Origin of the sequence: Cellulomonas sp. C5510 (genome assembly GCF_019797765.1) — a bacterium.
Classification (GTDB): Bacteria; Actinomycetota; Actinomycetes; order Actinomycetales; family Cellulomonadaceae; genus Cellulomonas.
The window spans coordinates 1,110,113-1,125,081 of sequence record NZ_CP081862.1 but is presented as its reverse complement, the minus strand read 5'-3'; the positions used below and the strand labels follow the sequence as shown (position 1 = coordinate 1,125,081).

5 protein-coding genes and 3 rRNA genes are annotated in these 14,969 nt (G+C 68.3%); 4 read left to right on the top strand and 4 right to left on the bottom strand.

Annotated elements, in window-relative coordinates; translation table 11 throughout:
- The first annotated feature begins 56 nt into the window (after nucleotides 1-56).
- The 4 genes from K5O09_RS05075 (at nucleotide 57) to glgB (ending at nucleotide 7,598) form a co-directional block, all read left to right on the top strand.
- Complete coding sequence (locus K5O09_RS05075) at nucleotides 57-2,171, top strand: alpha-1,4-glucan--maltose-1-phosphate maltosyltransferase (RefSeq protein ID WP_222172605.1); 2,115 nt, start codon at nucleotides 57-59, stop codon at nucleotides 2,169-2,171.
- Between the two features lie 98 nt (nucleotides 2,172-2,269).
- A complete protein-coding gene (gene treS, locus K5O09_RS05070) occupies nucleotides 2,270-3,979 on the top strand; it encodes a maltose alpha-D-glucosyltransferase (protein ID WP_222172604.1) in 1,710 nt (569 codons plus the stop codon).
- Nucleotides 3,980-3,990: 11 nt separating this feature from the next.
- Nucleotides 3,991-5,346 carry a phosphotransferase gene (locus K5O09_RS05065; RefSeq protein ID WP_255596138.1) on the top strand — a complete coding sequence of 452 codons (1,356 nt, stop codon included), beginning with the start codon at nucleotides 3,991-3,993 and terminating at the stop codon, nucleotides 5,344-5,346.
- Nucleotides 5,347-5,411: 65 nt separating this feature from the next.
- Nucleotides 5,412-7,598, top strand: coding sequence for a 1,4-alpha-glucan branching protein GlgB (glgB, locus tag K5O09_RS05060; protein WP_222171722.1), 2,187 nt, complete (start codon nucleotides 5,412-5,414; stop codon nucleotides 7,596-7,598).
- A gap of 545 nt (nucleotides 7,599-8,143) precedes the next feature.
- On the opposite strand, the gene rrf is transcribed toward glgB, so the two are convergent.
- The 4 genes from rrf to K5O09_RS05040 all read right to left on the bottom strand — a co-directional run bounded on the left by rrf (nucleotide 8,144) and on the right by K5O09_RS05040 (nucleotide 14,950).
- A 5S ribosomal RNA gene (rrf, locus tag K5O09_RS05055) occupies nucleotides 8,144-8,260 on the bottom strand.
- Between the two features lie 97 nt (nucleotides 8,261-8,357).
- Nucleotides 8,358-11,467 (bottom strand): 23S ribosomal RNA (locus K5O09_RS05050).
- Between the two features lie 361 nt (nucleotides 11,468-11,828).
- Nucleotides 11,829-13,350: ribosomal RNA gene (locus tag K5O09_RS05045) — 16S ribosomal RNA — on the bottom strand.
- Together the 16S, 23S and 5S rRNA genes form the textbook arrangement of a ribosomal RNA operon.
- A 658-nt stretch (nucleotides 13,351-14,008) precedes the next feature.
- Complete coding sequence (locus K5O09_RS05040) at nucleotides 14,009-14,950, bottom strand: tetratricopeptide repeat protein (RefSeq protein ID WP_222171721.1); 942 nt, start codon at nucleotides 14,948-14,950, stop codon at nucleotides 14,009-14,011.
- Between the last annotated feature and the right edge of the window lie 19 nt (nucleotides 14,951-14,969).

Genomic DNA, 14,969 nt, shown 5'->3' with positions numbered 1-14,969 from the left:
GCCGGCCCGCGCCGCGCCGCACCCGCGCACGCCAGACCCCCGCCCAGGCCGAGCTGGTGCCCGCCGAGCAGCCGGGGACCGGGGCGCACGCCGCCCCGGCGACCGCCACCACCGCGGCGGCACCCGCCGCGCCTGCCGCCCCGGTCGCGACCACCGACCCTGTGCACGCGCCCGTGGGACGGATCCCCGTGGTCGACGTGTCCCCCGTCGCGGAGGCCGGGCGCTGGCCGGCGAAGGCCGTCGTCGGCGAGGCCGTCCCGGTCCGCGCCACGGTGTTCCGCGAGGGCCACGACGCCTGCGCCGCGACCGCCGTGCTCGTCGGGCCCGACGGGCGGGACCGCGCGCGGGCGACCATGGTCGACATCGCCCCGGGCCTGGACCGCTACGAGGCCCGCCTCGTCCCGGACGAGCCGGGCGCCTGGGGGTTCCGGGTCGAGGGCTGGTCGGACCCGTACGGCACGTGGCTGCACGACGCGCCGCTGAAGGTCGGCGCCGGCGTGGACGTCGAGCTGGTGCTCGAGGAGGGCGCGCGGCTGCTGGAGCGCGCGGCGTCCCGGGCGTCCGGCGACGCGGGCGCCGCGATCCCCACGGACGACGTGGCGCTGCTGCGGGACGCCGTGACCGCCCTGCGGGACGCGTCCCGTCCGGCGGAGGCCCGGCTCGCCGCGGGCACCGCGCAGGAGGTCCGCGCCGCGCTCGCCGCCCACCCGCTGCGCGAGCTCGTCAGCCCCTCCCCGACGTACCCGCTCGTCGTCGACCGCCCTCTCGCGCTGGCCGGCGCGTGGTACGAGATCTTCCCGCGCTCGATCGGCGCGACGTACGACGAGGTGACCGGGACGTGGAGCACGGGGACGCTGCGCACCGCCGCGGAGGACCTGCCGCGCATCGCCGACCTGGGCTTCGACGTCGTGTACCTGACGCCGGTCCACCCGATCGGCACGACGCACCGCAAGGGGCGCAACAACACCCTCGACGCCCGCCCGGGCGACCCGGGGTCGCCGTACGCGATCGGGTCCCCCGACGGCGGGCACGACGCGATCGAGCCCTCGCTCGGCACGTTCGACGACTTCGACGCGTTCGTCGCCCGCGCCCGGGGGCTCGGGATGGAGGTCGCGCTCGACCTCGCGCTGCAGTGCTCCCCCGACCACCCGTGGGTCGCCGAGCACCCGGAGTGGTTCACCACCCGCATCGACGGGACCATCGCGTACGCCGAGAACCCGCCGAAGAAGTACCAGGACATCTACCCCCTGAACTTCGACAACGACCCGGAGGGCATCTACACCGAGATCCGGCGGGTGCTGCAGGTCTGGATCGACCACGGCGTCACGGCGTTCCGCGTCGACAACCCGCACACCAAGCCGTTGTCGTTCTGGCAGCGGATCCTCGCGGACGTGCGGGCGTCGCACCCCGAGGTCGTGTTCCTGTCGGAGGCGTTCACGCGGCCCGCGATGATGCTCAACCTCGCCCGCGTCGGGTTCCACCAGTCGTACACGTACTTCACCTGGCGGAACACCAAGGAGGAGGTCGCCGAGTACCTCGCGGAGGTCTCCGGCGAGCAGGGCTCGTGGATGCGGCCGTCGTTCTGGCCCACCACCCACGACATCCTCACGCCCTACATGCAGACCGGCGGCGCGGCCGGGTTCGCCGTGCGGGCGGTCCTCGCGGCGCTCGGCTCCCCCACCTGGGGCATCTACTCCGGCTACGAGCTGGTCGAGGACGTGCCGCGCCCCGGCGTCGAGGAGCAGATCGACAACGAGAAGTACGAGTTCAAGCCCCGCGACTGGGCCGCGGCCGAGCCGCTCGGCATCGCGCGCCTGCTGCGGTCCCTCAACGCGATCCGTCGGGCGCACCCCGCGCTGCTCCAGCTGCGCAACCTCACGGTGCACCCGACGTCGGACCCCGCGCTCGTCGCGTTCTCCCGGCACCTGCCGGCGGAGCTGTCGCCGACGGGGGCGGCCGACACCGTCCTCGTCGTCGTGAACCTCGACCCGCGGTCCGCGCACGACGGCGTGGTGGACCTCGACCTGGCCGCCCTCGGCCTCGAGCCGGACGCGCGCTTCGTCGCCCACGACGTGCTGTCGCAGGAGGTCTACGCCTGGGACGCGCACCCGTGGGTCAGGCTCGACCCGTTCAGCCGGGTGGCGCACGTCGTCCGGGTGGAGCGGGTGTGAGCCCGACGGGGCCCCCCGGGGCCGTCCCCGCGGCGGCCGCCGCCCCCGGGTCCGCGACCACCGGCCCGCCTGCCGGTCACGCGCCGCCCACCGGGCAGATCGCGGTCACCGCGCTGCCCCCGCGGCGCCAGCCCGCCGTACCGCCGGCGGAGGGCGGCGGCCTGAGCCCGGATCCCGAGTGGTACCGGACCGCGGTCTTCTACGAGGTGATGATCCGGTCGTTCTCCGACTCCGACGGCACGGGCAGCGGTGACCTGCGCGGCCTCGCCCAGCGGCTCGACTACCTGCAGTGGCTCGGCGTCGACTGCCTGTGGCTGCCGCCGTTCTACCCCTCGCCGCTGCGCGACGGCGGGTACGACGTGTCGGACTACACCGCGGTCGCCCCGCAGTACGGCTCGGTCGAGGACTTCACGGACCTGGTCGCGGCGGCGCACGAGCGGGGCATGCGCGTGATCGTCGACCTCGTGATGAACCACTCGTCCGACCAGCACCCGTGGTTCCAGGCCTCGCGGTCCGACCCGGACGGCCCGTACGGCGACTTCTACGTGTGGTCGGACGACCCGACGCGGTACCAGGACGCGCGGATCATCTTCGTCGACACCGAGACGTCCAACTGGACGTTCGACCCGGTGCGCCGGCAGTACTTCTGGCACCGGTTCTTCAGCCACCAGCCCGACCTGAACTTCGACAACCCGCGCGTCGTCGAGGCCATGCACGACGTCGCGCGGTTCTGGCTGCGACTCGGCGTCGACGGGTTCCGGCTCGACGCGGTCCCGTACCTGTACGAGCGAGACGGCACGAACTGCGAGAACCTGCCCGAGACGCACCGGTTCCTGCGGGACCTGCGGTCGATGATCGACCGTGAGTTCCCCGGCCGGATCATGCTCGCCGAGGCGAACCAGTGGCCCGAGGACGTGGTGCACTACTTCGGCACCGAGGAGGAGCCGGAGTGCCACATGTGCTTCCACTTCCCCGTGATGCCCCGCATCTTCTACTCGATGCGGGACCAGCGGGCGACGCCCGTCGTCGACATCCTGGCCGACACCCCGGCGATCCCGGGCGGCGGCCAGTGGAGCACGTTCCTGCGCAACCACGACGAGCTCACGCTCGAGATGGTGTCCACCGAGGAGCGCGCGTCCATGTACGGCTGGTACGCCCCGGACTCCCGGATGCGCGCCAACATCGGCATCCGCCGCCGGCTGGCGCCGCTGCTCGACGACTCCCGCAAGGAGATCGAGCTCGCCCACGCGCTGCTGCTGTCCCTGCCGGGCAGCCCGTGCCTGTACTACGGCGACGAGATCGGCATGGGCGACAACATCTGGCTGCCCGACCGCGACGCGGTGCGCACGCCGATGCAGTGGACACCCGACCGCAACTCCGGCTTCTCGACGGCCGACCCCGGCAAGCTGTACCTGCCGGTCATCCAGTCGCTCGTCCACCACTACAACAACGTGAACGTCGAGGCCCAGCTCGCGCAGACGACGTCGCTGCTGCACTGGGTCCGGGGCATGCTCGCCGTGCGGCGGCAGCACCCCGCCCTCGGTCTCGGGACGTTCGAGGTGGTGCAGGGCGACAACGACGCGGTGCTGGCGTTCCTGCGTCGCACGTCCACCGAGACGCTGCTGGTCGTGGCGAACCTCGCCGCGACCGCCCGGGCCACGACCCTCCACCTGCCCGCACCGCTCGCCGGCGCCGGACTGCGTGACGTGTTCGGCGGGGCCGCGTTCCCGGGCGTCGGCGCGGACGGGACCACCACCTTCACGCTCGGGTCCCGCGACTTCTACTGGCTGGCGGTGACGGAGCAGTGACCGACCGACGGGTGACCCACGAGCCCCGCGACGACGCGCTCGCCGCGCTGCTCGCGCCCTGGCTGCCGGGCCGGCGCTGGTTCCCGGTGAAAGGGGCCGACGCGCGCGTGACGGCCGTCGGGGGGCTGAGCCTGCGCGACCCCGCGGACGACGGCGGCGACGTCGAGGTGCGGCTGCTCCTGCTCCGCGCGGAGGGCGGCGGCTCGGGCGCGGTGCTGCAGGTGCCGGTGGTGCTGCGGGCCGCCGCAGCGGCCGGCGACGGCTCCGGGGACCGGGACGGGCGCGGGGACGACCCCGCCGTGGTCGGGCGCCTGCCGGACGGCACGACCGTGCTGGACGCCGCGGGGCTGCCCGAGTTCGAGCGCGCGTGGCTCGCCGCGGCCGACCGGCCGGCGGACGTCGATGCGGCGCCGGCGGCGGCCCTCGGGACGCCGCGCGTGATCTCCGGCGAGCAGTCCAACACCTCCGTGATCCTGCCGGGCGCCGGACCGGACGGCACCACCGCCATGCTCAAGGTCTTCCGAGGGTTGTCCGACGGCGACAACCCGGACGTCGACGTGCCGCGCGCTCTCGCGGCGTCGGGGTGGCCGCACGTGCCCCGCCCCCTCGCCTGGATGGGCGCCGAGTGGCAGGACGGCGACCGCACGGCGCACGGGCACCTGGGCGTGCTCAGCGCGTTCGTGCCCGGCGCCACGGACGGGTTCGAGCTCGCCTGCGCGATGGCACGGCGCGGCGAGTCGTTCGGCCCGCTCGCCGAGGAACTCGGCGTCGTCGTCGGGCAGATGCACCGCGCTCTCGCCCAGGTGCTGCCCTCCACCGGCCCCGGGGTCGACGCCGCTGCAGCCGGCTCGGCGGTCGCAGACGCCCTCACCGAGCGCTACGGCTGGGCGCGCGGGGTCGTGCCGCAGCTGGACGCGTTCGCGACGCAGGTCGAGGCGCTCGCCGAGCGCACCCGGTTGCTGGCCGAGGTCCCGCCCCGGCAGCGCGTCCACGGCGACCTGCACCTCGGTCAGGTGCTCCGTGGCGACAGCACCTGGTACGTCCTCGACTTCGAGGGCGAGCCGCTCGCGCCCGTCGCCCAGCGGACCCGGCCCGACCTCGCCCTGCGCGACGCCGCCGGCATGCTCCGGTCGTTCGACTACGCCGCCGCCGTCGGGGGCGGGCCCCAGGCGTGGACGGAGGTCGCACGGGCCGCGTTCCTCGCCGGCTACGCGAACGAGGCGCCGGAGCTCGACGCCGGCACGCGCGCGCACCTCCTGCGCGTCCTGGAGCTCGACAAGGCGCTCTACGAGTCCGTGTACGAGGCGCGGAACCGACCGGACTGGCTGCCGATCCCGCTGCACGCGGTCGAGCGCCTGCTCGGCTGACGACGCCGGTCCGCGGGGCGTGACGTCTCCCTGCGGGAACGCCCCGGGGGTGGTTGGGTAGGCACATGGAACGTCCGGCTGCTGACACGTCGCCCGTCACCGTCGACCCCGGCACGCTGCACGCCGTGGCCTCCGGGACCCACCACGACCCGCACGCCGTGCTGGGCGCGCACGTCACGCCCAGCGGCCTGGTGGTGCGCACGCTGCACCCGCTCGCCGACGCGGTGGTCGTCGTGACCGCGAGCGGCGGCACGCCCGCCGAGCACGAGCAGGACGGCATCTGGGTCGCGCTGCTGCCCGAGACCGAGGTCGTCGACTACCGCGTCGACGTCACTTACGGGGACCGCACCACCCGCCTCGACGACCCGTACCGCTACCTCCCGACCGTCCAGGAGCTCGACCGCCACCTCATCCGCGAGGGCCGGCACGAACAGCTCTGGACCGTCCTCGGCGCCAACGTCCACCGCTACCCCGGGGGGCTGGGCGAGGTCGAGGGCACGGCGTTCGCCGTCTGGGCCCCCAACGCGCGCGCGGTCCGCGTCATCGGCGACTTCAACCACTGGCAGGGCTCCACGCACGCGATGCGCTCGCTCGGCGACTCCGGCGTCTGGGAGATCTTCGTGCCCGGCGTCGGCGCCGGCGCACGCTACAAGTTCGAGATCCTCGGCGCCGACGGGAGGTGGCGCCAGAAGGCCGACCCGCTCGCGAAGGGCACGGAGGTGCCGCCGGCGACCGCCTCGGTCGTCGTCGAGTCGGCGTACTCCTGGCGCGACGAGGACTGGCTGGGGTCCCGGCGGTCCCACGACCCGCACAACGGGCCCATGAGCATCTACGAGGTGCACCTCGGCTCGTGGCGGCAGGGGCTGTCCTACCGGGAGCTCGCCGACCAGCTCACCGCGTACGTCCTGGAGCTCGGCTTCACGCACGTCGAGTTCCTGCCCGTGTCCGAGCACCCGTTCGGCGGCTCCTGGGGCTACCAGGTCTCGTCGTACTACGCGCCGACCTCCCGGTTCGGACACCCCGACGACTTCCGGTACCTGGTCGACACCCTGCACCGCGCCGGCGTGGGCGTCATCCTCGACTGGGTCCCCGCGCACTTCCCCAAGGACGAGTGGGCGCTCGCGCGCTTCGACGGCACACCCCTGTACGAGCACCCCGACCCGATGCGCGGCGAGCAGCCCGACTGGGGCACCTACGTCTTCGACTTCGGCCGCAACGAGGTCCGCAACTTCCTCGTCGCCAACGCCACGTACTGGCTCGAGGAGTTCCACGTCGACGGCCTGCGGGTCGACGCCGTCGCCTCCATGCTCTACCTCGACTACTCCCGCGAGCCCGGCCAGTGGCGCCCGAACGTCCACGGTGGCCGCGAGAACCTCGAGGCGATCGCGTTCCTCCAGGAGGCCAACGCCACGGCCTACCGCCGCACGCCCGGGGTCGTGATGATCGCCGAGGAGTCCACCGCGTGGCCCGGCGTCACCACGCCCACGTCGGGCGGCGGGCTCGGGTTCGGCCTCAAGTGGAACATGGGCTGGATGAACGACACGCTCCGCTACCTCGCCGAGCAGCCGATCAACCGCCGCTACCACCACCACGAGGCGACCTTCTCGCTCGTCTACGCGTTCTCCGAGCAGTTCGTGCTGCCGATCAGCCACGACGAGGTGGTCCACGGCAAGGGCTCGGTCATGCGGAAGATGCCGGGTGACGACTGGCAGCAGCGCGCCGGCGTCCGTGGCCTGCTCGCGTACCAGTGGTCGCACCCGGGCAAGCAGCTGGTGTTCATGGGCACCGAGTTCGCCCAGGGCACCGAGTGGGCCGAGTCGCGCTCGCTCGACTGGTACCTGCTCGACCACGCCCCCCACCGCGGCGTCCAGGCGTGCGTGCGGGACCTCAACGCCTTCTACCGGTCGCACCCCGCGATGTGGGCGCTCGACCACTCCCCCCAGGGTTTCGAGTGGATCGACGCCAACGACGCGGACCGGAACGTGCTCGCGTACCTGCGCCGGGACGACCACGGCGGCGTCGTCGCCGTCGTGGTGAACTTCGCCGGGGTCCCGCACGAGGACTACCGCCTCGCGCTGCCCCAGGGCGGCACGTGGGTCGAGGCGATCAACACCGACGCCCAGGAGTACGGCGGGTCCGGCGTGGGCAACCTCGGCCGGGTGCAGGCCCGGCCGGAACCGCACCACGGCCGCGCCTTCTCGGCGACGCTGCGCGTCCCCCCGCTCGGGGTGCTCTACCTCGTCCCGGCCTGAACCGCCGGCGCCCCTGGGCCGGCTGACCGACCCCACGCGGGCCCGAGCCGCGACAAGCACTCCGTAGGACGCAGCGGACGCTCTCCCGACCACGCCCACACCCGCATCCCCCTGCCTGCGATCAGTGCGACCCTGCCCGGCAACAGGCCCGGCCAGCGTCCATCGCAGGGCCCCGCGCTCGCGAGCCGGGGCCGCCCGTCGAGGTTGCCGTAGATGCGGGGTTGCGCGACATGAACCCCACGACAACCGCAATGTCGATGCGGCACGTGCGAGGACCGCGAACGATCCGCCCGCGCGCCCGGGCGGAGCCGTGGGCGCCCAACGGACCCTGCGCACTCGAGCAAACCCGACAGTGATGGCGGTCCTGCGTATGACGCGCGGCTCTGCGGGCTCACGCGGTGCCGTGCGCGCACGGATGATGAACGCGCGGGTCCGGGGGCTGTGCGCGGGTGCGCGTGCGTTCGCGTCTCTTCTCGCGGGCGTGCATTCCCCGTGGGGAAACAGAAGAAGCCACCCCAGCGATGGGGTGGCTTCTTCTGAATGATGTCCGGCGGCGTCCTACTCTCCCACACCCTGGCGAGTGCAGTACCATCGGCGCTGAAGGGCTTAGCTTCCGGGTTCGGAATGGGACCGGGCGTTTCCCCTTCGCTATGGCCGCCGTAACTCTGTCGAACTGTCGACACGGGACACCCACCGACAGGTCGGAGGGCGCGTGTTCGTGGTTCGGGAACCGCACAGTGGACGCGTAGCAAAGTATGAGTGGTGAAGTTGTCGGCTTATTAGTACCGGTCAGCTGCGAGGGTCTTGCGTCCCCTCTTCCACATCCGGCCTATCTACCCGGTGGTCTAGCCGGGAGCCTCTCAGGTCCGAAGACCCGTGGAAACCTCATCTTGAAGCAGGCTTCCCGCTTAGATGCTTTCAGCGGTTATCCCTTCCGAACGTAGCCAACCAGCCGTGCTCCTGGCGGAACAACTGGCACACCAGAGGTTCGTCCGTCCCGGTCCTCTCGTACTAGGGACAGCCCTTCTCAAGTTTCCTGCGCGCGCAGCGGATAGGGACCGAACTGTCTCACGACGTTCTAAACCCAGCTCGCGTACCGCTTTAATGGGCGAACAGCCCAACCCTTGGGACCTACTCCAGCCCCAGGATGCGACGAGCCGACATCGAGGTGCCAAACCATGCCGTCGATATGGACTCTTGGGCAAGATCAGCCTGTTATCCCCGGGGTACCTTTTATCCGTTGAGCGACGGCGCTTCCACAAGCCACCGCCGGATCACTAGTTCCGACTTTCGTCCCTGCTCGACCTGTCAGTCTCACAGTCAAGCTCCCTTGTGCACTTGCACTCGCCACCTGATTGCCAACCAGGCTGAGGGAACCTTTGAGCGCCTCCGTTACATTTTAGGAGGCAACCGCCCCAGTTAAACTACCCACCAGGCACTGTCCCTGATCCGGATCACGGACCGAGGTTAGATATCCAGAGCGACCAGAGTGGTATTTCAACGTTGACTCCACCGACACTGGCGTGCCGGCTTCACAGTCTCCCACCTATCCTACACAAGCCGCACCGAACACCAATACCAAGCTATAGTAAAGGTCCCGGGGTCTTTCCGTCCTGCTGCGCGTAACGAGCATCTTTACTCGTAGTGCAATTTCGCCGAGTTCGCGGTTGAGACAGCGGAGAAGTCGTTACGCCATTCGTGCAGGTCGGAACTTACCCGACAAGGAATTTCGCTACCTTAGGATGGTTATAGTTACCACCGCCGTTTACTGGGGCTTAAATTCTGAGCTTCGCCTTGCGGCTGACCCGTCCTCTTAACCTTCCAGCACCGGGCAGGCGTCAGTCCGTATACATCGTCTTGCGACTTCGCACGGACCTGTGTTTTTAGTAAACAGTCGCTTCTCCCTGGTCTCTGCGGCCCTCCACGCTTCCCGGGCGAACCGGTACACGCTTCAGGCCCCCTTCTCCCGAAGTTACGGGGGCATTTTGCCGAGTTCCTTAACCACGATTCTCTCGATCGCCTTGGTATTCTCTACCTGACCACCTGAGTCGGTTTAGGGTACGGGCGGCTAGAACCTCGCGTCGAAGCTTTTCTCGGCAGCATAGGATCACCCAATCATCCAGCATACGCTGTCACCATCGGTTCTCAGGCTATGTGAGTGGCGGATTTGCCTACCACTCGCCCTACGGCCTTGGACGTGGACTACCATCGCCACGCTGGGCTACCTTCCTGCGTCACTCCTGTTAATACGCTTACCTACTACCGGATCGGGTCGCGCGCTCCCCGCACGGTGCACCCCGAAGGGCGCGATATGCGGGCTCGGGCGCTTAGCATCACCGGGCTCGGTATGGGCGGTTCTTCGCCGGTACGGGAATATCAACCCGTTGTCCATCGACTACGCCTGTCGGCCTCGCCTTAGGTCCCGACTTACCCAGGGCGGATTAGCCTGGCCCTGGAACCCTTGGTCATTCGGCGGACGGGTTTCTCACCCGTCATTCGCTACTCATGCCTGCATTCTCACTCGTGTAGCGTCCACCACTGGGTCACCCCGCAGCTTCACCCGCCACACGACGCTCCCCTACCCATCCACACGCCTGGACCACGAAGGCCTAGCGCAATGTGTGAATGCCACAGCTTCGGCGGTATACTTGAGCCCCGCTACATTGTCGGCGCGGAATCACTTGACCAGTGAGCTATTACGCACTCTTTCAAGGGTGGCTGCTTCTAAGCCAACCTCCTGGTTGTCTGTGCAACTCCACATCCTTTCCCACTTAGCATACGCTTAGGGGCCTTAGCTGGTGGTCTGGGCTGTTTCCCTCTCGACTACGGAGCTTATCCCCCGCAGTCTCACTCCCGCGCTCTCACTTACCGGCATTCGGAGTTTGGCTAACGTCAGTAACCTGGTAGGGCCCATCGGCTATCCAGTAGCTCTACCTCCGGCAAGAAACACGCGAGGCTGCACCTAAATGCATTTCGGGGAGAACCAGCTATCACGAAGTTTGATTGGCCTTTCACCCCTAACCACAGGTCATCCCCCCGGTTTTCAACCCAGGTGGGTTCGGTCCTCCACGCGGTCTTACCCGCGCTTCAACCTGCCCATGGCTAGATCACTTCGCTTCGGGTCTAGAGCACGCGACTATCACGCCCTGTTCGGACTCGCTTTCGCTACGGCTTCCCCACACGGGTTAACCTCGCCACGTACCACTAACTCGCAGGCTCATTCTTCAAAAGGCACGCCGTCACCCCTGCTAGGGAGGCTCCGACGGATTGTAGGCACACGGTTTCAGGTACTATTTCACTCCCCTCCCGGGGTACTTTTCACCTTTCCCTCACGGTACTTGTCCGCTATCGGTCACTAGGTAGTATTTAGGCTTAGCAAGTGGTCTTGCCAGATTCACACGGGATTTCTCGGGCCCCGTGCTACTTGGGATCCCCTTCGGGAGGCCACATGATTTCGTCTACGGGGGTACCACCCTCTGTGCCGGGCCATTCAATGCCCTTCGACTATCACGAGGCTTTCTGACTCCCTGCTGACTCGGCAGAATCAACTGAAAGGTCCCACAACCCCGTACACGCAACGCCTGCCGGCTTGACACGCATACGGTTTGGCCTGATCCGCTTTCGCTCGCCACTACTCACGGAATATCTCTTCCTGCCGGTACTGAGATGTTTCACTTCCCGGCGTTCCCTCCACACACCCTATATATTCAGGTGCGGGTCACACGACATGACTCGTGCGGGGTTTCCCCATTCGGACATCCTCGGATCACGGTTCGTTTGCCAACTCCCCGAGGCTTATCGCAGGCTACCACGTCCTTCTTCGGCTCCTAGTGCCAAGGCATCCACCCTGTGCCCTTAAAAACTTGACCACAAAGACATACTTAAAGATGCTCGCGTCCACTGTGCAGTTCTCAAACAACGAACGATCCCCGGTCTTGCGTCCGGCGCCTACCCGCTGCACGAAGCAGCTGGCGGTTCGACCGACCAACCGGGCCCGTCACGAAGCAACCTCCCCACGCGGGGCTGTTCCCTCAGGACCCAACAGCGTGCCTCGGCGACCCACCCGACCCGGCGGCGCGCGTTCCATCCCGAAGGAGTACTGACGCAGTGCCGGCCCGAACGGACCGCCGTAGTTGATGTTCCACCCGTGAGCACCACCCCCGACGCGTACGGCCGGGGCATGGCCTCTGCACGACCCCACCGAAGCAGGGCGTGTCAGATGCTCCTTAGAAAGGAGGTGATCCAGCCGCACCTTCCGGTACGGCTACCTTGTTACGACTTAGTCCCAATCGCCAGTCCCACCTTCGACGGCTCCCCCTCAAAGAGTTGGGCCACCGGCTTCGGGTGTTACCGACTTTCGTGACTTGACGGGCGGTGTGTACAAGGCCCGGGAACGTATTCACCGCAGCGTTGCTGATCTGCGATTACTAGCGACTCCGACTTCATGGGGTCGAGTTGCAGACCCCAATCCGAACTGAGACCGGCTTTTTGGGATTCGCTCCACCTCGCGGTATCGCAGCCCTTTGTACCGGCCATTGTAGCATGCGTGAAGCCCAAGACATAAGGGGCATGATGATTTGACGTCATCCCCACCTTCCTCCGAGTTGACCCCGGCAGTCTCCTATGAGTCCCCACCATCACGTGCTGGCAACATAGGACGAGGGTTGCGCTCGTTGCGGGACTTAACCCAACATCTCACGACACGAGCTGACGACAACCATGCACCACCTGTACACCGACCTTGCGGGGCAACCATCTCTGGAAGTTTCCGGTGTATGTCAAGCCTTGGTAAGGTTCTTCGCGTTGCATCGAATTAATCCGCATGCTCCGCCGCTTGTGCGGGCCCCCGTCAATTTCTTTGAGTTTTAGCCTTGCGGCCGTACTCCCCAGGCGGGGCACTTAATGCGTTTGCTGCGGCACGGAACTCGTGGAATGAGCCCCACACCTAGTGCCCAACGTTTACGGCATGGACTACCAGGGTATCTAATCCTGTTCGCTCCCCATGCTTTCGCTCCTCAGCGTCAGTTGCGGCCCAGAGACCTGCCTTCGCCATCGGTGTTCCTCCTGATATCTGCGCATTCCACCGCTACACCAGGAATTCCAGTCTCCCCTACCGCACTCTAGTCTGCCCGTACCCACTGCAAGCCCGAGGTTGAGCCTCGAGTTTTCACAGCAGACGCGACAAACCGCCTACGAGCTCTTTACGCCCAATAATTCCGGACAACGCTTGCGCCCTACGTATTACCGCGGCTGCTGGCACGTAGTTAGCCGGCGCTTCTTCTGCAGGTACCGTCACTTGCGCTTCTTCCCTGCTGAAAGAGGTTTACAACCCGAAGGCCTTCATCCCTCACGCGGCGTCGCTGCATCAGGCTTGCGCCCATTGTGCAATATTCCCCACTGCTGCCCTCCCGTAGGAGTCTGGGCCGTGTCTCAGTCCCAGTGTGGCCGGTCGCCCTCTCAGGCCGGCTACCCGTCGTCGCCTTGGTGGGCCGTTACCCCACCAACAAGCTGATAGGCCGCGAGTCCATCCCTGACCGATAAATCTTTCCAACCGCATCGGATGCCCGAGCGGTACGTATCCGGTATTAGACCTCGTTTCCAAGGCTTATCCCAGAGTCAGGGGCAGGTTACTCACGTGTTACTCACCCGTTCGCCACTGATCCCCCCAGCAAGCTGGGGTTCACCGTTCGACTTGCATGTGTTAAGCACGCCGCCAGCGTTCGTCCTGAGCCAGAATCAAACTCTCCGTAAATGTCTCATTGGCAACCACCACCCGAAAGCAGCAGTCCACCGACACACGAAACGACCCCCACCCGCTGGCGAGCGAGGATCTATCAATTCGGCTTACCGGGAACCGCACCGACGGGGTCGGACACGGCTCCCCAGTGAAACCAAGACCCACCACACGGGCCAACCACCCCGAACGAGGCGACCAAACCCGAGCGATGAACCATCTTGGCATCAACTACTAGGCACACTGTTGAGTTCTCAAAGAACAGACGCGCATCCCCCACTCACCCTTGCGGGCTCCTGGCCGGAGGCAACCGTTCAAACTTATCCGATCCGGTCCTGCCGGTCAAGTCCGTGTGGACCGTCCCGATCTCGGTGGATCGATCCTCGGCGCGACGAGCGACGGGCACATGTGTCCCGACGAGTCCGAGCCAAGGGGGTGGTCTCCCGGGGGACCAGCCACCGGGTTGATCCTCGGTGTCCGTTCCTCCCTGCCGGGCGACGTCGTAGAACATTACGCAGTCCCGCGGTGGAGCGTCAACTCGGCAGACCGTGACCCGGGTCACCCCCGTGATCACGCGGATCTCACCGCTGACCAGCCCGGACGGGAGCCGGGTCCGCCCCCCAGCGGCTCGCGCCCGAGCCGGGACACCGCTCCCTCAGGGCCCGGCTGGCGGCGCTCAGTACAGGGCGCTCGCCAGCGCGCGACGGGCGGCTGCCACGCGCGGGTCCTCGGTCCCGACGACGTCGAACAGCTCGACCAGCCGCACGCGCACACGCTCCCGCTCGGGTCCCGACGTCACGCGCACGGTGTCCACCAGGCGCGCGAACGCGTCCTCGACCTGGCCTCCGAGCACGTCGACGTCGGCCACGGCGAGCTGGGCGTCGACGTCACCGGGCGCGTCGGCCGCCGCCTTGCGCACCGTCGCCAGGTCCGCGTCCCGGGTCCGCGAGAGCAGCCCCACCTGCGCGAGCCCGGCCCGGGCCATCTCGTCCCGCGGGTTCTCCCGCAGCGCCTGCTCGTACGCCGCCGCGGCAGCGGGGAGGTCGTCGCGCTCGATGGCGTCGTACGCGGCCTGGTGCAGGGGCGGCAGCGGCGGCTCCTCCGGCTCGGCGGGGACCTCGGGGGCGTCCGCGCGCGGCGCGACCGTGCCGGTCACACCGTTCGCCGCAGCGGCTTCGAGCACCTGGTCCAGCACCCCCCGCACCTGCTCCAGCTGCGGCACCCCCTGGAACAGCGGCAGCGGCTGGCCTGCGAGGACCGCGACCACCGAGGGCACCGACTGCGCCTGGAAGGCCGCCGCGACCTGAGGGTTCGCCTCCGAGTCGATGCGGGCCAGCAGGAGCCGGCCGCCGTACTCGTCCGCGAGCGCACCCAGGTCGCGCGCCAGGTTGATGCTCGCCTCGCTCCACGACGCCCACAGCAGCACGACCACCGGGTGCTGCGTCGAGGACTGCACCAGGGCCGGGAAGCCCTCGGTGTCCACGTCCGTCACGTACGGGCCGGGCGTCGGCAGTCCGCCGGGGGTCCCGGGGGCCGGGGTCGCGGGTCGGCCGAGACCGGACAGGTCGACCGCGCCCCGCACGTCGAGGCGCGGCTGGTGGGCCGGGTTCTGGCTCATGCTGCTGTGCTCCTGCTCT

What these genes read in the sequence shown, in the direction of transcription:
- glgB (WP_222171722.1), top strand. Translation starts at nt 5,412, where the DNA reads ATGGAACGTCCGGCTGCTGACACGTCGCCCGTCACCGTCGACCCCGGC.
- K5O09_RS05040 (WP_222171721.1), bottom strand. Translation starts at nt 14,950, where the DNA reads ATGAGCCAGAACCCGGCCCACCAGCCGCGCCTCGACGTGCGGGGCGCG.